Annotated in this window: 23 protein-coding genes; 13 read left to right on the top strand and 10 right to left on the bottom strand. The window is 67.5% G+C overall.

What is annotated here, in order from left to right; all coding sequences use genetic code 11:
• Positions 1–136 precede the first annotated feature (136 nt).
• Positions 137–1,009 carry a 4-hydroxybenzoate octaprenyltransferase gene (gene ubiA / locus CV_RS17860; protein WP_085953318.1) on the bottom strand — a complete coding sequence of 291 codons (873 nt, stop codon included), beginning with the start codon at positions 1,007–1,009 and terminating at the stop codon, positions 137–139.
• Positions 1,009–1,533, bottom strand: coding sequence for a chorismate--pyruvate lyase family protein (locus tag CV_RS17855; RefSeq protein WP_227590056.1), 525 nt, complete (start codon positions 1,531–1,533; stop codon positions 1,009–1,011). Before CV_RS17855 ends, ubiA begins: the two co-directional genes overlap by 1 nt.
• 104 nt (positions 1,534–1,637) lie before the next feature.
• Here CV_RS17855 and CV_RS17850 point away from each other — a divergent pair, with 104 nt between their 5' ends.
• The 3 genes from CV_RS17850 to CV_RS17840 all read left to right on the top strand — a co-directional run bounded on the left by CV_RS17850 (position 1,638) and on the right by CV_RS17840 (position 3,207).
• Positions 1,638–1,982, top strand: a complete 345-nt coding sequence (locus tag CV_RS17850) for a CidA/LrgA family protein (protein WP_011137154.1) — start codon at positions 1,638–1,640, stop codon at positions 1,980–1,982.
• Positions 1,979–2,683, top strand: coding sequence for an LrgB family protein (locus CV_RS17845; protein WP_011137153.1), 705 nt, complete (start codon positions 1,979–1,981; stop codon positions 2,681–2,683). The genes CV_RS17850 and CV_RS17845 overlap by 4 nt, the downstream gene beginning before the upstream one ends.
• A 65-nt stretch (positions 2,684–2,748) precedes the next feature.
• Positions 2,749–3,207 (top strand): SixA phosphatase family protein, encoded by a 459-nt coding sequence (locus CV_RS17840; RefSeq protein ID WP_011137152.1) that lies wholly within the window; start codon positions 2,749–2,751, stop codon positions 3,205–3,207.
• Between the two features lie 64 nt (positions 3,208–3,271).
• On the opposite strand, the gene metE is transcribed toward CV_RS17840, so the two are convergent.
• Positions 3,272–5,554, bottom strand: a complete 2,283-nt coding sequence (gene metE / locus CV_RS17835; RefSeq protein WP_011137151.1) for a 5-methyltetrahydropteroyltriglutamate--homocysteine S-methyltransferase — start codon at positions 5,552–5,554, stop codon at positions 3,272–3,274.
• Positions 5,555–5,650: 96 nt separating this feature from the next.
• Here metE and CV_RS17830 point away from each other — a divergent pair, with 96 nt between their 5' ends.
• Complete coding sequence (locus CV_RS17830) at positions 5,651–6,580, top strand: LysR family transcriptional regulator (RefSeq protein ID WP_043596640.1); 930 nt, start codon at positions 5,651–5,653, stop codon at positions 6,578–6,580.
• Here the strand turns inward: CV_RS17830 and CV_RS22345 are convergent.
• Positions 6,557–7,108: a hypothetical protein gene (locus CV_RS22345; protein WP_139791101.1), complete on the bottom strand. Its 552-nt coding sequence runs from the start codon at positions 7,106–7,108 to the stop codon at positions 6,557–6,559. The genes CV_RS17830 and CV_RS22345 overlap by 24 nt on opposite strands.
• A 242-nt stretch (positions 7,109–7,350) precedes the next feature.
• Here CV_RS22345 and CV_RS17820 point away from each other — a divergent pair, with 242 nt between their 5' ends.
• The 5 genes from CV_RS17820 to CV_RS17800 all read left to right on the top strand — a co-directional run bounded on the left by CV_RS17820 (position 7,351) and on the right by CV_RS17800 (position 12,105).
• Positions 7,351–8,679 (top strand): MFS transporter, encoded by a 1,329-nt coding sequence (locus CV_RS17820; protein WP_011137147.1) that lies wholly within the window; start codon positions 7,351–7,353, stop codon positions 8,677–8,679.
• Entirely contained in the window at positions 8,676–9,368 is a 693-nt protein-coding gene (locus tag CV_RS17815) for a transglutaminase-like domain-containing protein (RefSeq protein ID WP_011137146.1), read from the top strand. The genes CV_RS17820 and CV_RS17815 overlap by 4 nt, the downstream gene beginning before the upstream one ends.
• 70 nt (positions 9,369–9,438) lie before the next feature.
• Positions 9,439–10,716: a phenylacetate--CoA ligase family protein gene (locus CV_RS17810; protein WP_043596636.1), complete on the top strand. Its 1,278-nt coding sequence runs from the start codon at positions 9,439–9,441 to the stop codon at positions 10,714–10,716.
• Positions 10,717–10,726: 10 nt separating this feature from the next.
• A complete protein-coding gene (locus tag CV_RS17805; RefSeq protein WP_011137144.1) occupies positions 10,727–11,548 on the top strand; it encodes a pyridoxal-phosphate dependent enzyme in 822 nt (273 codons plus the stop codon).
• A complete protein-coding gene (locus CV_RS17800) occupies positions 11,545–12,105 on the top strand; it encodes a hypothetical protein (protein ID WP_043596633.1) in 561 nt (186 codons plus the stop codon). Before CV_RS17805 ends, CV_RS17800 begins: the two co-directional genes overlap by 4 nt.
• A 78-nt stretch (positions 12,106–12,183) precedes the next feature.
• Here the strand turns inward: CV_RS17800 and CV_RS23940 are convergent, their stop codons facing one another.
• Positions 12,184–12,339, bottom strand: coding sequence for a hypothetical protein (locus CV_RS23940; RefSeq protein ID WP_011137142.1), 156 nt, complete (start codon positions 12,337–12,339; stop codon positions 12,184–12,186).
• Positions 12,340–12,504: 165 nt separating this feature from the next.
• Here CV_RS23940 and CV_RS17795 point away from each other — a divergent pair, with 165 nt between their 5' ends.
• Complete coding sequence (locus tag CV_RS17795) at positions 12,505–13,005, top strand: VOC family protein (RefSeq protein WP_011137141.1); 501 nt, start codon at positions 12,505–12,507, stop codon at positions 13,003–13,005.
• A gap of 270 nt (positions 13,006–13,275) precedes the next feature.
• On the opposite strand, the gene CV_RS17790 is transcribed toward CV_RS17795, so the two are convergent.
• The 5 genes from CV_RS17790 to glnA all read right to left on the bottom strand — a co-directional run bounded on the left by CV_RS17790 (position 13,276) and on the right by glnA (position 18,753).
• The gene (locus CV_RS17790) at positions 13,276–14,028 is read right to left on the bottom strand and encodes a substrate-binding periplasmic protein (protein WP_011137140.1); all 753 of its coding nucleotides are present in this window, start codon (positions 14,026–14,028) and stop codon (positions 13,276–13,278) included.
• An 85-nt stretch (positions 14,029–14,113) separates the two neighbouring features.
• Positions 14,114–15,526: a nitrogen regulation protein NR(I) gene (gene ntrC, locus CV_RS17785; RefSeq protein ID WP_011137139.1), complete on the bottom strand. Its 1,413-nt coding sequence runs from the start codon at positions 15,524–15,526 to the stop codon at positions 14,114–14,116.
• 27 nt (positions 15,527–15,553) lie between these two features.
• On the bottom strand, positions 15,554–16,612 hold the full coding sequence (glnL, locus tag CV_RS17780; RefSeq protein ID WP_011137138.1) for a nitrogen regulation protein NR(II): 1,059 nt from the start codon (positions 16,610–16,612) through the stop codon (positions 15,554–15,556).
• Between the two features lie 123 nt (positions 16,613–16,735).
• On the bottom strand, positions 16,736–17,203 hold the full coding sequence (locus CV_RS17775; protein WP_011137137.1) for a DUF4124 domain-containing protein: 468 nt from the start codon (positions 17,201–17,203) through the stop codon (positions 16,736–16,738).
• A gap of 131 nt (positions 17,204–17,334) precedes the next feature.
• Positions 17,335–18,753: a type I glutamate--ammonia ligase gene (gene glnA / locus CV_RS17770; protein WP_011137136.1), complete on the bottom strand. Its 1,419-nt coding sequence runs from the start codon at positions 18,751–18,753 to the stop codon at positions 17,335–17,337.
• A gap of 272 nt (positions 18,754–19,025) precedes the next feature.
• On the opposite strand from glnA, the gene CV_RS17765 reads away from it, so the two are divergent.
• From CV_RS17765 to mtgA, 3 genes are all read left to right on the top strand, one after another.
• On the top strand, positions 19,026–19,478 hold the full coding sequence (locus tag CV_RS17765) for a rhodanese-like domain-containing protein (RefSeq protein ID WP_011137135.1): 453 nt from the start codon (positions 19,026–19,028) through the stop codon (positions 19,476–19,478).
• 171 nt (positions 19,479–19,649) lie between these two features.
• Complete coding sequence (gene aroE, locus CV_RS17760) at positions 19,650–20,471, top strand: shikimate dehydrogenase (RefSeq protein WP_011137134.1); 822 nt, start codon at positions 19,650–19,652, stop codon at positions 20,469–20,471.
• Between the two features lie 2 nt (positions 20,472–20,473).
• Positions 20,474–21,160, top strand: a complete 687-nt coding sequence (gene mtgA / locus CV_RS17755; RefSeq protein WP_011137133.1) for a monofunctional biosynthetic peptidoglycan transglycosylase — start codon at positions 20,474–20,476, stop codon at positions 21,158–21,160.
• Positions 21,161–21,352 lie beyond the last annotated feature (192 nt).

Below are 21,352 nucleotides of genomic sequence, written 5' to 3'. Positions count from 1 at the left end.
GCTTATTGGTATTGGACAGCCAAGCTATGGCACCGGGCCGCGGCCCGGCCTTGCTATGAGCCGCGCCGGCGGGCGAAGTTCATCCCAGAATGCTGACGCATGCGTAATTTATTGTAAATGGCATATGGGTCAGGTCTCAGCTCAGCCAGTAGCTGAGCAGCACGCCGGCGAACACGGCCGCGCCGACACGGTTGTTGTCGAGAAAGGCCTTGAAGCACTTGGCGCGGTCGCGGTCCTTGATCTCGCGGTATTGCTGCATGATCAGCGCGGCCGCGGCAGCGAGGCCCAGGTAGTAGGGCCAGGCCAGCGCCAGATGCACGCCTATTCCGCACATCAGGGCGAGGAAGGCGGCATGGCACAGCATCACGCCGGCGACGTCGTAGTCGCCCATGGTGATGGCCGAAGTCTTGATGCCGATCTTCAGATCGTCCGGCTTGTCCGCAATCGCGTAGGCGGTGTCGTAGGCCACCACCCAGAACAGGTTGGCCAGCAGCAGCAGCCAGGCCAGAACGGGTACTTCGCCGGTTTCGGCGGCGAAGCCCATCGGGATGCCGAAGGAGAAGGCGACGCCCAGGTAGGCCTGCGGCATCGGGAAGAAGCGCTTGGTGAACGGGTAACTGGCCGCGATCAGCACCGCCGGCACGCTCAGCAGCTTGGTCAGATTGTTCAGCGGCAGCACCAGCAGGAAGGAGAGGGCGGCCAGCAGGGCGGCCAGCAGCAGCGCCTCCTTCTTGCTGACCGCGCCGCGCGCGAACGGGCGCTGGCTGGTGCGCGCGACGTGGGCGTCGTAGTCGCGGTCGGCGTAATCGTTGATCACGCAGCCGGCCGAGCGCATCAGGAAGGTGCCCAGGCAGAAGATGGCGACGATGGACAGGCGGGGCGCGCCATGGGTGGCGATCCACAGCGCCCACAGCGTCGGCCACAGCAGCAGCAGAGTGCCGATCGGCTTGTCCCAGCGCATCAGTTGCCGATAGTTTTCGTAGCGGTCGCGGATGGTGGCGGTCGAAATCACAGGAAATCCTCCAGCGCGGGCAGGAACAGCTCGGTCAGCAGCAGCGGCGAGCCGCCCAGCAGAAAGCGGCAGCGGCGGGCCGGATAGCCGGCCGCGGGCTGGACCCGGGTGGCGGCGGCGGCCAGCGGATGGCCGTCGGCCAGCCATCCGTAGCGCAGCGGCTCGCGGTCCAGCTCGGGCAGCTCGCCGAACAGCGTCAGGCCCAGCGAGCGGCTGCCGCGCCGCAGCACCGGCAGCCAGGCCGGACAGTCGGGGCGGGCGGCGCTGCGGGCGTACACCACCGGCATGTCGTCCAGGGTCAGCAGCACGTGGCGGGCGTACATAGGCTGGCCTTCCGGCAGGCCCAGCGCCTCGGCCTCGTCGGCCAGCACGCGGTCTTCGCCCTGGCTCAGCACGGACACCGCGAAACGGCGGCCGCCCGCCTGCAGCCTCAGGCTCAGCGAGGCGGGCTCGGTCAGGCAATCCAGCATGGAGTCGGGCAGGGCGGGGGGCGCGGCGCGCCACAGGACATCGTTTACCATGGCGCGCATTATGCCAAAAGCCGGCGGCGCTTGTCGCCTGCGGCGATACCCGGAGGCGGCGACTTGCCGTTATCATGCCCAGAGCGCGTTGGACGGGAGGGCATATGCTGGATCTGCTGTTGTGGCTGCTGGGCTACCAGCTGGCGGGAGAGGCGCTGGTGCGCGGCATGGGCTGGCCGATGCCGGGGCCGGTGATGGGGCTGTTGCTGCTGTTCGCCACGCTGTGGTTGCGCCGGGCGGCGCCGCAGACGCTGCAGCGGGAGACGCCGCGCTTTCTCGGCCACATGTCGCTGCTGTTCATCCCGGCGGGCGGCGCGCTGATGGCTTACGCGCCGCTGCTGCGCTCGCATGGCTGGCAGCTGGCGCTGATCCTGCTGGGCTCCACGCTGGCCACGCTGCTGGCTACCGGGCTGGTCCTGAAACTGCTGCTGCGCGGGAGGCGGCATTGAGCGCCGCCTGGCTGGATTCGCCGCTGACCGGCGTCTTCGTCACGCTGCTGGCTTATCGGCTGGCGCTGGCGGGCCACCGCCGCTGCCATGGCCATCCGCTGGCCAACCCGGTGCTGCTGGGCGTGCTGCTGGTGCTGGCCTGGCTGTGGCTGAGCGGCAGCAGCTATCAGCAGTACATGAATGGCGCCCGTTTCATCCAGCTGCTGCTGGGGCCGGCGACGGTGGCGCTGGCGGTGCCCTTGTACGGCAACCTGGCGCGTTTGAAGAAAGCCGCCGCGCCGCTGTTGGCCAGCATCGCGATCGGCGGTCTGGTGGGGATGGCCAGCGCGGCCGGCCTGGGATGGTGGCTGGGTCTCGACCAGCCGGTGCTGGTGGCGCTGTCCACCCGGGCGGTGACCACGCCGATCGCGATGAGCCTGGCCGGGGGCCTGGGCGGCTCGCCGGAGCTGGCGGCGATGTTCGTCATCGTGTCCGGCATCGTCGGCGCGGTGATGGCGCCGCCGCTGTTCAAGCTGCTGGGCTGGGACGACGACATGCTGCTGGGCGTGGCCACCGGCGTGACCGCGCATGGCATCGGCACCGCCAGGCTGTTCCAGCTGTCCGAGGCGGCGGGCGCCTTCGCCGGCCTGGCGATGGGGCTGAACGGGGTGTTCACCGCGTTGGCGCTGCCGTGGCTGGTGCGGGCGCTCGGGCTCGGTTAGCATGCGGGGGCGCGGTTGGTTTGGCATGAAGACAAACCGCCGCGCGGTCGCATAAGGAGAATGATATGGATCTGATTTTGTGGCGCCACGCCGAGGCCGAAGACGGCGCCGACGATCTGGCGCGCGCGCTGACCCGGCGCGGACAGCAGCAGGCCAGCCGCATGGCGTCGTGGCTGCGGGACAGGCTGCCGGACGATTACCTGCTGCTGGCTTCCGAAGCCCGGCGTTCGCAGCAGACGGCCGCCTATCTGGCCAAGAGCTATGAAGTGATGCCGGAGCTGAACCCCGGCTCCAGCGTGGATGAGGTGCTGCAGGCGGTGGGCTGGCCGGAATCGGGACGTCCGGTGGTGCTGGTCGGCCACCAGCCTTACATCGGCTGGCTGGCGGCGCGCCTGCTGTCCGAGCAGCAGCAGCTGTGGAGCGTGAAGAAGGGCTCGGTGTGGTGGTTGAACCGCCGCGAGCGCCACGGTTATGAGCAGGTCAGGCTGAAGCTGATGCTGACGCCGGGGATGCTCGAGCCGTGAGTCCCGAACCTTCCCCCTGTCCCTGTCCGACGCCCCGGCATGCCGGGGCGTCTTCGTTTCCGCCTCAGGCCGCCTGTGCCAGCTTTTCGCGCAGCTCGCGGCCGACGGCCACCATCGCCGCCAGTGCGGCCTCCACCTCGGGCCAGCCGCGGGTTTTCAGCCCGCAGTCTGGATTCACCCACAGGCGCTCGGCCGGAATCACCCGCAGCGCCTTGTCCAGCAGCGCGCGGATTTCGGCGGCGGACGGCACGCGCGGGCTGTGGATGTCGTAGACGCCGGGCCCGATCGCGTTCGGATAGCGGAAGCGGCCGAAGTCGGCGAGCAGCGCCATGTCCGAGCGCGAAGTTTCGATGGTGATCACGTCGGCGTCCAGCGCGGCGATGGCCGGCAGGATGTCGCCGAATTCCGAGTAGCACATGTGGGTATGGATCTGCGTCGCGTCGTCCACGCCGCGGCTGGACAGACGGAAGGCCTCGCCGGCCCAGGCCAGGTAGACGTCGCGGCCGGCGCGCTTCAGCGGCAGGCCTTCGCGGATGGCGGGCTCGTCGATCTGGATCACGCGGATGCCGGCGGCCTCCAGGTCGAGCACCTCGTCGTTCAGCGCCAGCGCGATCTGGCGGCAGACTTCGCGCCTGGGCAGGTCGTCGCGGACGAAGCTCCATTGCAGGATGGTGACCGGACCAGTCAGCATGCCCTTCACCGGTTTGGCGGTCAGGCTTTGCGCGTAGCGCGCCCAGTCCACGGTCATGGGCTTGGGCCGCGCCACGTCGCCGAAGATGATGGGCGGCTTCACGCAGCGGCTGCCGTAGCTCTGCACCCAGCCGCCGGCGGTGAAGGCGAAGCCGGCCAGCTGCTCGCCGAAGTATTCCACCATGTCGTTGCGCTCGGCCTCGCCATGCACCAGCACGTCCAGCCCCAGCGCCTCCTGGCGGCGGATCGCCAGCTCGATTTCCTTCTCCATCGCCTGCCGATAGCCGGCGGCGGACAGTTCCCCCTTCTTGAACGCGGCGCGGCTGGCGCGGATGGCCGGCGTTTGCGGGAAGGAGCCGATGGTGGTGGTCGGCAGCGGCGGCAGCTTGAGCCAGGCTTGCTGCCGCTCGGCGCGGATGGGGTAGGGGCTGGCGCGGCGGTCGGTGCCTTCCGGCAGCGCGGCCAGGCGCCGCGCGACGGCCGGGTCATGGATGCGGGGGCTGGCTCGGCGCTGCTCGCGGGCGAAATCGCTGCCCGATAGTTCGCCGGCGATGGCGGAGCGGCCGTGCTCCAGTCCGCGCTTCAGCGTCTTGAGCTCGTTGAGTTTCTGCACCGCGAAGGCCAGCCAGTTTTTCAGCTCCGGGTCCAGCCCGGTTTCGGCGGCGGCGTCGAAGGGGCTGTGCAGCAGCGAGCAGCTGGGGGCCAGCCACAGCCTGTCGCCCAGTTGCTGGGCCAGCGGGGCCAGGCGGTCCAGCAGCGCGGACAGGTCGGCGCGCCAGATGTTGCGGCCGTCGACGATGCCGGCGGACAGCACCTTGTCGGCCGGATAGTCCGGCAGGAAGGCGGAAATCTGTTCCGGCGCGCGGACCAGGTCCAGGTGCAGGCCGGCCACCGGCAGCGACTTCAGCCGCGCCGCGTGTTCGGACACATCGCCGAAATAGGTGGCCAGCAGCAGCTTGGGCGCATGCCGGCTCAATTGCGCGTAAGCTGGCGCGAAGGCGTCCAGCCACGACGGCTCCAGGTCCAGCGCCAGGATGGGTTCATCGATCTGCGCCCACTCCGCGCCGGCGGCGCGCAGCGACGACAGCAGCTCGCGATAGGCGGCGACCAGGCCGGGCAGCAGCGCGAGCCTGTCGAAAGGCCGGCCCTTGGCCTTGCCCAGCCATAGCAGGCTGAGCGGCCCCAGCAGCACGGGCTTGGCGGCCACGCCCAGCGCCCGGGCCTCGCGCAACTGCGACAGCAGCCGCTCGGGCTGGGCGGAGAAGGCGGTGTCGGCATGCCATTCCGGCACCAGGTAGTGGTAGTTGGTATCGAACCACTTGGTCATTTCCATCGCAGGCTGAACGGCGTTGCCGCGCGCCAGTTCGAAATACTGGCCGGTGGTGAGCGCGGCGGCGTCGAAGCCGAAGCGCGCCGGCGCGGCGCCGACCAGCAGCTGCGCGTCCAGCACGTGGTCGTACAGCGAGAAGTCGCCGACCGGGCTCAGTTCGACGCCGGCGCCTTTCTGCAGCAGCCAGTGCTTCTGGCGCAGCTCTTTCGCGCCCTGCGACAGCGCGGCTTCGTCCAGTTCCTGTTTCCAGTATCGCTCCAGCAGCGTTTTCAGCTCGCGCTTGGCGCCGATGCGGGGGAAGCCCAGCAGGTGGGTGGCGTGGCTCATGGGTGCGTTCCTGTTCTTGTCGGGATGGAACAAGCATCTGTCATTGCGGTGTATGATTCAAACTCATTATTTTGTTGTTCAACATGAATGGAATCGATGATGAGCGTGCTGGAGCTGAGGCATCTGAAAAGCTTGCTGGCATTGGCCGAAACCGGCAGCGTGTCGCTGGCCGCGCAGCGGGTGTGTCTGACGCAGTCGGCGTTGTCGCATCAGTTGAAACAGCTGGAGACGGCTTATGGTTTGACGCTGTTCGAGCGCAAGACCCAGCCGCTGCGCTTCACGCCGGCCGGCGAGCGGCTGCTCAGGCTGGCGCGGGAGCTGCCGGCCCAGGTGGCGGCGGCGGAGCGCGATTTGGCGCGCATCCGCCAGGGCGAGGCCGGCGAGGTCAGGGTGGCGGTGGAATGCCACACCTGTTTCGACTGGCTGATGCCGGCGATGGACCGGTTCCGCCAGCATTGGCCGGCGGTGGAGCTGGACATCGTGTCCGGCTTTCATGCCGACCCGGTGGGTTTGCTGCTCAGCGACCGCGCCGACCTCGCCATCGTGTCCGAGGCGGAGCCGCAGGCCGGCATCGTCCACCTGCCGCTGTTCTCCTACGAAATGGTGGGGATCGCCGCGCGCGAGCATCCGCTGGCGGCGAAAGCGGTGTGGCGGGCCGAGGATTTCGCCGCCGAGACGCTGATCCACTACCCGGTGGCGGACGAGATGCTGGATTTGCTGCGCAAGCTGCTGCTGCCGGCCGGCGTCAATCCGGCGCGGCGCACCGCCGAGCTGACCATCGCCATCATCCAGCTGGTGGCCAGCCGGCGCGGCGTGGCGGTGCTGCCGTACTGGGCGGTGCAACCCTATCTGGAGCGCGGCTACGTCGCGGCCAGCCAGGTCGGGGAGGACAAGCTGCGCAGCGAGCTGTACGCGGCCTTGCGCGCGGACGATGCCGAACGCGCCTATATGCAGGATTTCGTGCAGACGGTGCGGGACAGCAGCTTCGCGACGCTGCCGGGCTTATCCCCGTTGGCGGGGGCTTGAGCGCAGCGCCGGCAGCAGCGCGTCCAGCCGTTGCCGGCATTGCGGACGCAGCCGCCGGCTGTTGGCCGCCATCGCGGCCGCCCCGCCGGCGTCCCGGACCGGCTGCTGGAACGGCGCCCAGCCGCCCAGCAGCCAGGGGACGGGGCCGAAAGAGGCGGGGAGAGCCGCAGCCTCGGGCGCCGCGGCCCCGCATAGCTCGCGCAGGCGCGCGTTCGCTTGTTCCAGAATGTCGTTTTCCAGCTTCGCCATTTCCACTCTTTCCAGCCGCAGCAGGTAGATGCGGGCGGCCAGCCAGTCTGCTTCGTCGCTGAGGCGGGGCGGGGTGGGACGGCAGCCGGCGCGGCGGGCGGCCAGCAGCATGGCGAGCAGGCGGATCTCGGGCAACAGCGACTCCAGCAGCCAGCCGCATTGTCGCTGCCGGCTCAGCCAGGCTGTCAGAGGGTGGCGGCCGTGATCCAGGGCTTGTCTCAGGCATTCTCCGTCCCGGACCAGGATGATGGGGCGCAGATTTCCAAGTCTCGTTTCCATGAGGTCATGATCAGGATGTGGTTTGCAAATGGTCTGTTTCCCGTAAGCGACATGGCGTTGAAGCACGGGATGGCGCGTTTTGACCAGGGTTATGGCTTGATCGACATCAATGACATAGGAAAATGAATAATTAATTTATTTCCATAATGAATATTTTGTTTGACTTCGGCGGGCATTGTTGCGCACCATATATTTGAAATCAATATATTTTTATGAATCAAAATTCTATGGGAGAGCTGTCGATGTCGGCCAGGCAACTGGATGTCGGCGATCTGATCAATCGCCAGCGCTTTTCCGCGCGGCAATGGCGCATTCTGATGCTGTGCTTCCTGATCGTGCTGTGCGATGGTTTCGATACCGCCGCCATCGGCTATATCGCGCCGGCCGTGATCCGCGACTGGGGCGTGGCGCGCACCCAACTGGGGCCGGTGATGAGCGCCGCGCTGTGGGGCTTGGCCGCGGGCGCGCTGCTGGCGGGGCCGCTGGCCGACCGCATCGGCCGCAAGCGCGTGCTGCTGGGCGCGGTGCTGCTGTTCGGCGCGATGAGCGTCGCGACCTCCGCCGCCGCCGATCTGGCCGCGCTGGCCTGGCTGCGTTTCGCCACCGGACTGGGCCTGGGCGCGGCGATGGCCAACGCGGTGACGCTGACGTCCGAGTATTCGCCGGAGCCGCGGCGGGCCTTCATCGTCAGCGCGATGTTCTGCGGCTTTCCGCTGGGCGCGGCCTGCGGCGGGTTGCTGGCGTCGTGGCTGGTGCCGCATGCCGGCTGGCGCAGCGTGCTGTTGCTGGGCGGCATCGCGCCGCTGCTGCTGCTGCCGCCGATGTGGCTGTCGCTGCCTGAGTCGCTGCGTTTTCTGATACTGCGCGGCAGAGAGGGCGAAGCCCGCCGCATCCTCAGGCGGCTGCTGCCCGACGCGCCGTTGCGCGACGGCGACAGGCTGGTGCTGCGCGAGGCCGAGCGGATGCCGGGCTTGCGGCTGGTCTGGTCCGCAGATTACCGGACGGGCACGCTGTTGCTGGCTCTGGCTTATTTCATGGGCCTGCTGATCTTCTATCTGTTGACCAGCTGGCTGCCCATCCTGATCAGCGACAGCGGCATGGATTTGCGGCAAGCGGCGTTGCTGACCGCGCTGTTCCCGTTCGGCGGCCTGCTGGGCAGCACGCTGACCGGCTGGCTGATGGACCGCTGCGACGCGCACCGCGTGCTGGCGCTCGCCTATCTGCTGACCGGCGCGCTGGTGTTCTGCATCGGCCAGGCGCTGAACAATCACGGCCTGCTGGCGGCGGTGATCTGCCTGGCCGGCATCGCGATGAACGGCGCGCAGGCATCGATGCCGTCGCTGGCCGCCGGCTATTACCCGACGGCGGGCCGGGCCAGCGGCGTGGCGTGGATGATGGGCATGGGCCGCTTCGGCGGCATCGCCGGCGCGATGCTGGGCGCGACGCTGCTGAAGCTGCAACTGGGCCTGCCGCTGTTCTTCGCGCTGCTGTCGCTGCCGGCGCTGCTGGCGGCAGCGGCCTTGCTGCTCAAGCGCCGTTCCATCGCGATGGCGAGGAGGGCATGGGCATGAGCGAGAGGACGATAGCCGGCGTGCTGGAGGCCGTGCGCCGCCAGGCTTTGCCGGCCGACGACCGGGAGTTCTGCGTCGCGCTGCACGACTACGTGCGCGACCGGGTGCGTTTCGGCTTCACCGCCGGTTTCGAGCGCGTCACGCCGGAGCAGACGCTGGCCTTGGGCCGCGGCCATTGCAACGCCCAGGCCGACCTGCTGTGCGCCTTGCTGCGCGGCGCCGGATTCGAGGCCAGCCTGCGTTTCGTCGCGCTGGACAAGCGCATCCTGCGCCACGCGGTGCCGGCGCCGGTGCTGTTCTGTCTGCCCTCCAGACTGTTCCACGCGGTCACGCAGCTTAAGCTGGGCGGCTTGCGCTGCAATATCGACAGCTATATTTTCGACCGCTCGGGTTTCCGCCAGCAGCGCGCGCGGCTGCAAGCCGCGGGGTGGGAGCGCGGCTTCGGGCTGGGACGCGGCGCGGTCTGCGAATGGAGCGGCCGCGGCGACGCGTTTTCCCAGGCCGAGCCCGGCAATCTCAAGCCCGACAACCTCGAATTCCCCTCGCTGGCCGAAGCCGTGGCCAGCGGCGCCGGCAACAACACTTTGCTCGGCATCCATTTCAACCAGTGGCTGGCCTGCGTGCCGACGCCGCTGCGCCGCGCCAGCGAGCGCTATCTGAACAGCCGCCTGGGGCCCGCCATGACTTAGCGGCCGCTGCGGCGTCGTGTCCGGCCCGAGGGGCCGGCGTCTGATCATCCGTCCAACGAGGAAACCAACCATGTTGCCTGTAGCAAGGATTGCTCGCGTCGTCGAGCAGGCGTCGCTGCGTCCGCACTACCCGCGCCATTGGGGCGTGGAGCGGGAGCAGATCATGCAATGGCTGCGCGACGGCGAGTATCACCGCGTGCCCGCGATCCGCAAGCAGGATCTGTCCAACCATTGGGACGAGCTGATGGAGTACGGCGACTTCACCGATGTCGTCAGCTCTTCCGGGACCACCGGACGGCCGGTGGAACTGCCGGTGCACCGGCTGCAGGAAATGGTGTGGGTCGATTGCGTGGCGCGGGTGCTCACCGAGCTGGGCGCGAAGCCGGGCGACCGCATGCTGCATCTGCTCAGCAACAACGACATGTTCACGCTGGGGCCGCTGGTGCTGCAGGCGGCCAAGAAGGTGGGTCTGGGGCCGTTCCGCTGCTCGCCGCAGCGCACGCGGCGCATCCTGGACGTGGTGCATTACCACCAGCCGGCCTTCGTGGTCGGCAATCCGGCTGTGATGCTGGAGCTGGCGCAGACCATGGGCGCGGATTTCCCGGCGCCGGAGTGTCTGCCGGATTACGCCTATTTCGGCGCCTGCGGCGCTTTCGACGCCGACAACCGGCCGACGCCGGTGGCGCGCAAGGTGATGGAGCTGTGGGGGCTGAAGGAGGCGCTCAACGAGTACGGCTGCAGCGAACTGGGTTCGGTCGGCCATGAGTGCCTGCAGCATCGCGGCTTCCACATCAACGACGATGCGGTCCACGTCGAGCTGATCGATCCCGATACCGGCCTGCCGGCCGCGCCGGGCCAGCCGGGCGAGGTGGTGGTCACCTCGCTGACCTTGCCGCGCGGCTTCATCGCGGTGCGCTACGCGACCGGCGACATCGCCAGCTGGCTGGACGACAGCCCTTGCGACTGCGGCCGCCGCAGCCCGCGGCTGGGCGCCATCATCGGCCGGGTCGACCACCAGTTGAAAATCCAGGGCCAGACGGTCTATCCGGATCTGATCTTCGACGTGCTGGGCGGCGTGGCCGGCATAGACAACGAACTGGTGGTGCGCTGTCCGGACGAGCAGGGCGGCCAGCGGGTGGAGGTATGGCTGTCGGCGGGAGACGGCGGCGCCGACATCGTCCGCCGGGTCGGAGAACTGCTGTTGCAGCGGCTGGCGGTGGCGCCGCCGCTGCGCCTGGTGCCGTCCGAGCTGATCCAGAAGCTGAAGCGCGACAAGATGGCCAGCGGCAACGGCGTCAAGGTGCCGCGCTTCATCGAGCTGCCGCTGCCCGTCCATGCCTACCTATGAGGGATGCGCGATGACCCCCTTGTTGCAGGCGCCGCGTCTGATGCCCGGCCTGAGCCTGAAGCTCGAATACCTGAATCCCTCGCTGTCGATCAAGCACCGTTCGCTGCCGAAGACGCTGCTGGCGCGCGCGGAAGCGGGCCGGATAGGCCGCGGCACGACGCTGGCGATCATGACCGCCGGCAGCGCCGGCGTCAGCGTGGCCTGGGCCGCCAGCCAGATAGGCTGCAAGGCGCTGTTGCTGATGCCGGAGAGCGCGCCGGACAGCGTGGTCAATTACGCGCGCTGGCTGGGCGCCGCGGTGGAGCGCCGCCCGCATCCGCAGTTGCAGGAGCTGCTGGACGCGCATCGCGGCATGCCGGACAGCCATGTGGTCGAGCAGTTGAGCGACGCGGAGCTGATCGGCCATTACCGGGCGGTGGGCGAGGAGTTGCTGCGCCAATCGCCCGGGCTGGCGGCGGTGACGGTGCCGGCCGGCACTTGCGCGTCGCTGATGGGCATCGCCGAGGCGCTGGCGCCGGCCGGCATCCCGGTCTACGCGGCGGAGCCTGCGGAAGCGGCCGTGCTGTCGGGCGAGCCGTGGCGTCCGCATGATATTCCCGGCCTGGCGCCGCCGGCGCCGACGAAATTATTCCGGCGCGAGGCCGTGGCCGGCATCGTGCCGGTGGCGTCGGCGTTGGCCTGGTCGACGGCGCGCGAGGCGCTGGCCGCTTGCGGCGAGCCGGTCGGGCCGTCGTCAGGCGCCGCCATCGCTGCCGCGCGCGCGCTGCGGCGGCAGGGCGTGGACGGCGACATCGCCGCGGTCTGCTCCTCTCACATGGCCACCAGCCTGTGAGGCTGCATCAGGCAAGCGCGGGGGGCGTCCGCCTCCCGCCGTTCCTGCCGGACGCGGAACAGGCGCGGCCAGCCATCACGATTCCCTGGGAGAAGGCCTGGCCGGTGTCGCCGGACGAGATCTGCGCGTGCAGCCGCGGCGCGCTGGTCCACGACGGATACATGACCGGCGCCCTGCAGGCCAGCCGTGGCTGCATGCTGCGCATCCGCCGGCTGTGGCAGCGGCATGACGCGCGCAGGCTGGAGCGCAGCATCCTGTTGCTGGACGAGGCGCAGCGTTGCCACGTGGCGGCCTGGATACGGATAGAGCTGCTGGCTTTCGAACCGAGGCTCAAGCGGCAGTTGATCGAGTCCGACCTGCCGTTCGGCAGCATACTGGCGCGGGCGGGCATCCAGCCGTCCTTCTCCGGCCGCCGGTATTTCGCGTTGCCCGGGCTGTTCGCCGCCGGCGGGGGCATCGCCTACCGCGAGTGCTGCGACCGGCACTATGGGCGCAGCCACTGGATGCTGGACGGCGAGGGCCGGGTGCTGGCCGAGGTGTGCGAAGCGCTGCCGTGAAGGCGGCGCTTGGCGAAATGCCGAAAGCATGGCAGTCTGCCGCGGCAGAGCGCCAGCCGGACACGCCCGGGCGCAGGCTCAGAGCAGGCGGGTCACCACGTAGTAGATGACGTAAAGCCAGCTCAAAAAGCCGTGAATGATCGCCCACAGGATGGAATGGTTGGCCGACCATGACAGGGCGACCGCGATCAGCGTGCCCAGCGAGAATCCGATTCCGATATGACGTGTGTCCATGCTGCTTGGCTCCTGTAGGCTTGGATGGCGCCTGCGTGCGGCTGTCTGCCGCGTGTCGGCGCTTTTAATAATAAACCATTTATAAAGTTTTTTATTTATGTTTTAAATTGCGCCGCTCCTCCCAATTTTCCAGGCGCGGCGGCGACTTTCGAAACCAGGTGATCGATGGGCATCAAACGACTCAATCATGCCGTGCTCTACGTCAGCGACGTGGCTGACAGCGCGGCTTTCTACCGCGACGTGCTGGGCTTCCGCCCCAAAGGCGACGCGGCATCCGGCCGCGCCGTGTTCGCGCAGGCGGCGCATTCCGACAACGACCATGATCTGGCCTTGTTCCAGCGCAATCTGGGCCAGCAGCGTTCGGGCCCCTTCAGTCCGCGCGGAGAGACGCCGGATCCGCACCAGCCCAGGGCAGGTCTGTACCATCTGGCCTGGGAGGTGGATACCATCCAGGAATTGAAGCGGATTCGCGACCATCTGGCCGAGATCGGCAAGCTGGGCATGGAGGAGGACCACGGCGTGCACAAGAGCGTGTACGGCCACGATCCGGACGGCTTGCTGTTCGAGGTGTGCTGGTTCGTGCCCGAGGACAGGATGGACGCGCGCGACCGCGAGCCCGGCGACGGCCGGCTGGATTGGGCGCGCGAGCTGGCGCGCTTCGCCTGAGGCCCAGGGGCTGTTGACGTTTGCCGAGCGGTCGCGCCGGGATGCGTTTTGCGGCGAATCCAGGCGTTTCGCGCGCCGCATAGTCATGCTCTGCCAGCGCGGCACAACGAAGCGTCGTCGCGAAACGCGCCCGGCCCGCGGGTTTGGCCGCTTTGGGACGGAAGCCGCGTTGCCCAGCCCTTGCATAGCATGACTATGCGTCGGACTGTGCGCCTTGCTTCCGTCCCAAATCGGCGCAAACGCGATCCGCTCACCAAACGTCAACAGCCCCTAGCCGCCGCCTTCCGGCAGATAGCGCGCGCGCAGGCCGGGCAGCTGCCGCCACACGCATTCCGCGTGCCGCGGATGGCGGCGCGCGTAGTCGCGGCTGAATACCCAGTAGTAGGTCTTGCTGAGCAGGGGCGGGGACAGCCGGCGGACTTGCAGCTCCGGATGGTGGCGCAGGTAGAGATCGCCGGCCTGGCGGTGCAGCGCGTAGGCCTGGATGCGGCCGGCTTTCAGCTTGGAGAAATTGTCGGCGATGGTGCTGCCGTTCTCGGCGGCGATGCCGAGCGCCGCCAGATCGCCGCCGATCGACCAGCCGCGGTTGATGCCGACCGCGCCGTCCAGACCGCTCAGCCGCGCGCCGTCCCAGCGCAGCGCGCTGTCGTTCCGCACATAGAAAACGTAGTGGAAGGTGGCCATGCGGCGGTTGGCGTCGGGCTTGTCTCCGCGCATCGGATAGGCCATCAGGTCGCGCCGGGGCGCTTGGTAAGACAGCAGCAGCGCGCTGTCCAGCCTATGCAGCCCAAGGTTTTGCACCAGGCGCTTGCCGGGCTGGCGCAGGAAGCGCGCCTCCAGCCCGCAGCGCCGCAACGCGGTTCGGGCCAGATCGATGGCCCGGCCCCGCGGCAGGCTGTCGGCCGCGGGATCTTCGATCATGTAGGGACTGGTCAGCGCGTCGCTGATGCCGACGCGCAGCGGCTCCGCGGCGGGCAGGGACAGCGGGAACAGGCAGGCCAGCGCGATGGGCAGACGGGACATCGGACATTCAGGCTGGGAAAGGTCTGCCCATTTTATCAAAATGATTAAAAATATGCTGATTGTTTTGGAATTATTTGATTAACAATTAACTGTGCTGAGCGTCGTGCTCCAGCCCTAGTTCCTGAATCTTGCGGGTCAGGGTGTTGCGCCCCCAGCCCAGCAGGTGCGCGGCTTCCACCCGGCGCCCGCCGGTATGGCCGAGGCTGGCGCGGATGCAGGTGGTTTCGAAGCGGCGCGTCAGCTCATCGACGATGCCGACCTCGCCGGCGCGCAGACGCCGGCGGATCTCGTCCTCCAGCATCCGGTCCCAGTCGCCGTGCGGGCAACCGGCGGCCTCGGCTTGCGGCTCGCGCAGCTCCGGCGGCAGGTCGGCCACTTCGACGGTCTGGCCCGGCGCCATCACGCATATCCACTGGCACAGGTTTTCCAGCTCGCGCACGTTGCCGGTGAAAGCGCTGCGCTGGATCAGCGCCATCGCCGCCTCGGACAGGCGCTTGGGTTCGACGCCCAGCTGGGAGGCGCTCTTGGCCAGGAAGTGGCGGGCCAAGAGCGGGATGTCCTCGCGCCGCTCCCTCAGCGGCGGCAGCCGCAGGCGGATCACGTTGAGGCGGTGGTACAGGTCTTCGCGGAACAGCCCGTCGCGCACCCGTTGCTCCAGGTTCTGGTGGGTGGCGGCGATCACCCGGACATTGGCCTTGATCGGCGTGTGGCCGCCGACGCGGTAGAAATGGCCGTCGGACAGCACTCTGAGCAGCCGGGTTTGCAGCTCGGTCGGCATGTCGCCGATCTCGTCCAGGAACAGCGTGCCGCCTTCGGCTTCCTCGAAGCGGCCGCGCCGCGTGGCCAGCGCGCCGGTAAACGCGCCTTTTTCGTGGCCGAACAGTTCGGATTCCAGCAGGTCCTTCGGTATCGCCGCGGTGTTGAGCGCGATGAAGGGCTTGCCGGCGCGCACCGAGTGGCGGTGCAGCGCCTCGGCCACCCGTTCCTTGCCGGTGCCGGATTCTCCGGTGATCAGCACGGTGACGTTGGATTGGGCCAGCCGGCCGATGGCGCGGAATACGTCCTGCATCGCCGGCGCCTGGCCCAGCAGCACCGGCATCGCTTCCGGGCTGTCGGCGCCGCCGCCTTGCGCCTCGCTTTCGGCCAGCGCGCGCTCGATCAGCAGCACCGCCTGGTCGATGTCGAACGGCTTGGGCAGGTATTCGAAGGCGCCGCCCTGGAAGGCCGACACCGCGGAGTCCAGGTCGGAGTGGGCGGTCATGATGATGACCGGCAGCTGCGGATGCTCGGTCTTCACCTTGGACAGGAACTTCAGGCCGTCGGTGCCCGGCATGCGGATGTCGGAGATGATGGCTTGCGGCTTGTCGTCGTATAGCGCGTTGAGCGCGTCGTCGGCGCTGGCGAAGCTGTCGAAGCCGATGCCGGCGCGGGTCAGCGCCTTTTCCAGCACCCAGCGTATCGCCTTGTCGTCGTCTATGATCCAGACCGGCTTGGCCATGGCGTTTCTCCTCGTGTTCTCTTGTCGTTATCCCGCTTCGCCGCCGAAGGGCAGCAGCACGGTGAAGCAGGTCTGGCCCGGCCGCGAATCGAACTCTATGCTGCCGCCGTGCTGGTGGACGAAGGCCTGGGCCAGCGTCAGCCCCAGGCCGGTGCCTTCGGCGCGGCCGGTGACCAGCGGATAGAAGATGTGGTCGCGGATGTCGTCGGGTATGCCGGGACCGTCGTCGATGATCTGCAATTTCAGTGCCAGCTGATGGCGCTTGCGCGCCAGCGTGATCTGCCGCGCCACCCGGGTGCGCAGCGTGATGCGCCCCTGGCCGCGCAAGGCTTGCACCGCGTTGTTGACGATGTTCAGCACCACCTGGATCAGCTGTTCCTTGTCGGCGGAGAGCAGCGGCAGGCTGGTGTCGTAGTCGCGGACGACGGTCAGGCCCTGCGGATGCTGGGCCAGCGCGATGCTGCGCACCCGCTCCAGCACTTCGTGGATGTTGATCGGCCCGCGGTTGTGGCTGCGGTGCGGCGCCAGCAGCCGGTCTACCAGCGTTTGCAGCCGCAGCGCCTCCTCGGTGATCACCTCGGTGTACTCCTTGAGCTCGGGCCGGTCTGCCAGCTCGTGCTCCAACAGCTGCGCCGCGCCGCGTATGCCGCCCAGCGGGTTTTTGATCTCGTGGGCCAGGTTGCGGATCAGCTCGCGGTTGGCCTGGTGCTGCAGCAGCGAGCGCTCCTCGTTGGCGATCTTCAGCTGCTGGTCCAGCGGCCTGAGTTCGATCAGTGCCTGGCAGCCTTCGACGTCTATCGGCGTGATCGACAGCATCACGTGCAGCGCCGAGTCGTTGTGCAGCGGCTTCAGCTCCAGATCGTGCTCGATGTAGCTGGCGCCCTGGGCGAGCGCGGTGGCGAGCGCCTGATTCAGCGCCGGGCAGGGCTGGAACAGCTCGGGCAGCGCATGGCGCAGCAGTTCCCGGCTGCCCAGGGCCAGCAGGTTCTCGCAGGCGGGATTGACGAAGCGCAGCGCGGCTCCGGCATCGCAGATCAGCACCGGGGTGTCCAGGAGCTCCAGTCCGGCAAAGCTGGGTATCGTCATGGGGTAGGCTTGATCTATGGGTGTCGCGCGGAGAGCAGCAATAAGCGCGCCAGCCCGCCGGCTGGATTCCGCGGGGAGGCGCGCGCGTTCAGCTTCAAGTTTGCACCATTTTGGTGCAGCTTGCTATGGCAGGCCCAATTCCTTCTTCAGCGCCTGGACGTTCTTCTCGCGGTCGGTGACCTCGTTCTGCAGTTTCTGCACCCGGTCCAGGTATTTCTGGTAGTTGCGGGCTTCGTCGCCCAGCCGCACCGCCTTGCCTTCGTCCAGCGCCTTCTTGGCGGCGTCCAGCGCCTTGGCCTCGTTGGCCAGCTCCTGCTCCAGTATCTTCTTGCGGCCGCTGTCGCGCTGTTTCTGGGTGTCGGCATCGACGCTGGGATAGCCGCCGGACGCGGCCGGCTTGCCGGCGGAGGCGCCGCCGCTCTTCGCCCGCTGGCCGGGATAGGACGACAGCGGGTTCAGCTTGATGGGCTGCGCGCCGCGCAGCGGCACATTGGTGTAGGTGACGTTGCCTTGCGGGTCGACGTACTTGTAGATGGTGGCCGCCTGGGCGGCCCCGCAGGCCAGTAGCAGGCAGAGTGCGAGTGTCTTCATCGTCCGGGTACAGGGTGGGAATCGCCCTTGCATGATAAGCAAATCGCGCCGCCGCGTCATTCATGCCAGCATGCCGGCAGGGCATGAAAAACGGCAGCCTGGGCTGCCGTTGTGATCGACGCGCTTGCCGCTTACAGCGAGTAGTACATCGCGAATTCCACCGGGTGGGTGGTCATGCGGGTCAGGTTGACTTCCTGCATCTTCAGCTCGATGTAGGCGTCGATCCACTCGTTGGAGAACACGCCGCCGCGGGTCAGGAATTCGCGGTCCTTGTCCAGCGCGGCCAGAGCTTCATCCAGCGAGGCGCAGACGGTCGGGATCAGCTTGTCTTCTTCCGGCGGCAGGTCGTACAGATTCTTGTCGGCGGCGTCGCCCGGGTGGATCTTGTTCTGGATGCCGTCCAGGCCGGCCATCAGCAGCGCGGAGAAGCACAGGTACGGGTTGGCCAGCGGATCCGGGAAGCGGGCCTCGATGCGGCGGGCCTTCGGGCTGGCCACGTGCGGAATGCGGATCGAGGCGGAGCGGTTCTTGGCGGAGTAAGCCAGCTTCACCGGCGCTTCGTAATGCGGCACCAGGCGCTTGTAGGAGTTGGTGCCCGGGTTGGTGATGGCGTTCAGCGCCTTGGCGTGCTTGATGATGCCGCCGATGTAGTACAGCGCGGTGTCGGACAGGCCGGCGTAGCCTTCGCCGGCGAACAGGTTCTTGCCGTCCTTCCAGATCGACTGGTGCACGTGCATGCCGGAGCCGTTGTCGCCGACGATGGGCTTGGGCATGAAGGTGGCGGTCTTGCCGTAGCTGTGGGCGACGTTGTGCACCACGTACTTCAGGATCTGGGTCCAGTCGGCGCGCTGGGTCAGCGTGCTGAACTTGGTGCCGATTTCGTTCTGGCCGGCGGTGGCCACTTCGTGGTGGTGCACTTCGACCGGCACGCCCAGCTCTTCCAGCAGCAGCACCATCGCGGAGCGGATGTCCTGCGAAGAGTCCACCGGCGGAACCGGGAAGTAGCCGCCCTTGATGCCCGGGCGGTGGCCCATGTTGCCGCCTTCGAATTCCTCGGCGGACGCCCAGGCGGCTTCCTCGGCCTTGATCTTGACGAAGCAGCCGGACATGTCGGTGCCCCAGGTCACGCCGTCGAAGATGAAGAATTCCGGTTCCGGACCGAAGTAGGCGGTGTCGCCGTGGCCGGAAGCCTTCAGGTAGGCTTCGGCGCGCTTGGCGATGGAGCGCGGGTCGCGGTCGTAGCCCTTGCCGTCGGCCGGATCGATCACGTCGCAGTGCATGAACACGGTCGGCTCGTCAAAGAACGGGTCGATGCGGGCGGTGGCCGGATCGGCGATCAGCAGCATGTCGGAGGCCTGGATGCCTTTCCAGCCGGCGATGGAGGAGCCGTCGAAGGCGTGGCCGCGCTCGAACCAGGCATCGGCGTCTTCCAGCAGCACGTGCGCAGGGATGGAGACGTGCTGTTCTTTGCCGCGGGTATCGGTAAAGCGCAGATCGACAAATTTGACGTCGTTTTCTTGGATCAGTTTGACTACGTCGGCTACTGCCATGTTTTATCTCCTGAAAGGCAACGTGCACCCAAGGGCAAGTGCGTGAAAATTTTGGTACGTCCCGTTAAGCAGGAAGCGTGCCAGCCTCTGAAGCGCTGCTGCTGCATTGTGTCATAGCCGCCTGGGCTTATCCAGCTGGCTGGAATGGCTGTGCTTGAACCATTCTGGTGCCATGGCTTGAGTGATGCACCGATATGGTGCCATTTGCCAGCCATGCCGCGCGGGTCGATAATCTCCAACATAAGCCCGCAGTGTTGCAGGAGGAAAACAGCATGAGCAAAATGAGCCGGATTCTGCAGGACGCGCATCAGCGCGCGGAGCAAATGAGCCTGCCCTACAGTGGGGCGGTGCTGCCCGACGAAGCGTACGAATTGATGCAGGGTCTGCCCAAGGCGGTGCTGCTCGATGTGCGCAGCCACGCCGAGTGGCAGTTCGTCGGCACCGTGCCGGGCGCGGTGAACATCGAATGGCGCAGTTATCCAGGCATGGAGCCGAATCCGAATTTCCTGGCCCAGCTGACCCATCAGGTCGACCCCGAGGCCGTGCTGCTGGTGATCTGCCGCTCCGGCGCCCGTTCCGACCAGGTGGCGCGGCTGGCGGCCGAAAACGGCTACAGCGAGGTGTACAACGTGCTGGAAGGCTTCGAGGGCGACCGCGACGGCGAAGGCCACCGCAACTCCGTCGGCGGCTGGCGCTGGCGCGGCCTGCCTTGGGTGCAGGGCTGATTGTTCGCTGGCCCGAGGCGGTTGAAGTTTGCGGCGTTAAGCGGCAAAGTGTGGGGTGAACCCACGGTCCGGGTTCGCTGAACGGTCTTCTTCTGTCCGCCGCGCGGGCGCGGGAGGCCGCCTCGGCGCTTCCTGGCCGCAGAAAACATATCGCATTTTGGAAAGCCGGACATGACCGACCGTTACGCCGTAATCGGCAACCCGATCTCCCACAGCCAGTCTCCGTTCATACACGAGGAGTTCGCCCGCGCCACCGGGCAGGACATCAGCTACGAGCGCCTGTTCGCCGACATCGGCCGCTTCAACGACGTGGTGGGCGAGTTCGTCGCCAGCGGCGGCAAGGGCTTGAACATCACGCTGCCGTTCAAGGGCGACGCTTTCCGCTACGCGTCCGAGCTGACCGAGCGCGCGCGCGCGGCCGAGGCGGTCAACACGCTGACTTTCCGCGACGGCAAGGTATACGGCGACAACACCGACGGCGTCGGCCTGGTGCGCGACATCGTGGAAAACCTCGACTACCCGATCGTTGGACGACGCGTGCTGATCCTGGGTGCCGGCGGCGCGGTGCGCGGCGTGCTGGAGCCCATCCTGGAGCAGAAGCCGGCCAGCCTGACCATCGCCAACCGCACCGTGATCAAGGCCGAGGCGCTGGCCCATCATTTCGCCCGCTACGGCAAAGTGGAGGCCGTCGGCTACGCCGCGCTGGAAGGCCGCAGCTTCGACATCGTCATCAACGCCACCTCCACCAGCCTGAACAACGAGATGCCGCCGCTGCCGCACGGCGTGTTCACGCCGCGCACGCTGGCCTACGACATGGTGTACAGCACCGGCCTGACGCCGTTCCTGCAGCGCGCCCAAGGCGAAAACGCCGGCATGCTGGCCGACGGGCTGGGCATGCTGGTGGAGCAGGCGGCGGAATCGTTCTCCATCTGGCGCGGCGCGCAGCCGGAAACGCGCAAGGTGACCAATATGCTGAGGGAAGTGCTGGCCTGAGCATGTCGCGCATCCTGTTCAAGATCCTGGCGGCCCTGGTGGCCGCCTTTCTGCTGTATAACCTGTGGGTGCTCGGCCATATCATTTACTGGCGCGACCACAATCCCGGCGCCAGTTCCTTCATGAACGAGCAGCTGGCCAGGCTGCAGCAGGACGACCCCGAGGCCGAGCTGCGCCACAAGTGGGTGCCGTACGACAAGATCTCGCCCAATCTGAAACGGGCGCTGATCGCGTCGGAGGACGCCCGTTTCGTCGACCACGAGGGCTTCGACTGGGACGGCATCGAGGCGGCGTTCGAGAAAAACCTGAAGAAGGGCAAGATCGTCGCCGGCGGCTCCACCATCAGCCAGCAGCTGGCCAAGAACCTGTTCCTGTCCAGCGGCAAGACGCCGTGGCGCAAGCTGGAAGAGGCGCTGATCACGGTGATGCTGGAGACGGTGCTGGACAAGCGCCGCATCTACGAGATCTACCTGAACGTGATCGAGTGGGGCAACGGCGTGTTCGGCGCCGAGGCCGCCTCGCGTTACTACTTCCGCACCGGCGCCTCGCGCCTGTCGTCGTCCCAGGCCGCCAAGCTGGCCGCCATGGTGCCCAACCCGCGCTATTACGACGAACATCGCAACGCGCCGGGCCTGGCGCGCAAGACCCGCATCATCCAGCGCCGGATGGCTTACGTCGAGCTGCCCTGATCCCGTTCCTTCCCGCCTGCCGCCACGCCCGTGGCGGCGGCTGGAAGCCGCTTGTGACGGTATGTTACAATCGCGACTTTCTTTTCGCGCGCCGCGGGCACGTCGCGGCCAACGCAATGGACTTACCCAGTTATCCCTTAATCCAATCCCGTATCACTCTATAAAAACCCGCCTCACACCGTCGGCCCCCTT

Source organism: Chromobacterium violaceum ATCC 12472, assembly GCF_000007705.1.
Classification (GTDB): Bacteria; Pseudomonadota; Gammaproteobacteria; order Burkholderiales; family Chromobacteriaceae; genus Chromobacterium; species Chromobacterium violaceum.
The sequence above is the reverse complement of the archived record's forward strand: the minus strand, read 5'-3'. Positions and strand labels throughout refer to the sequence as shown.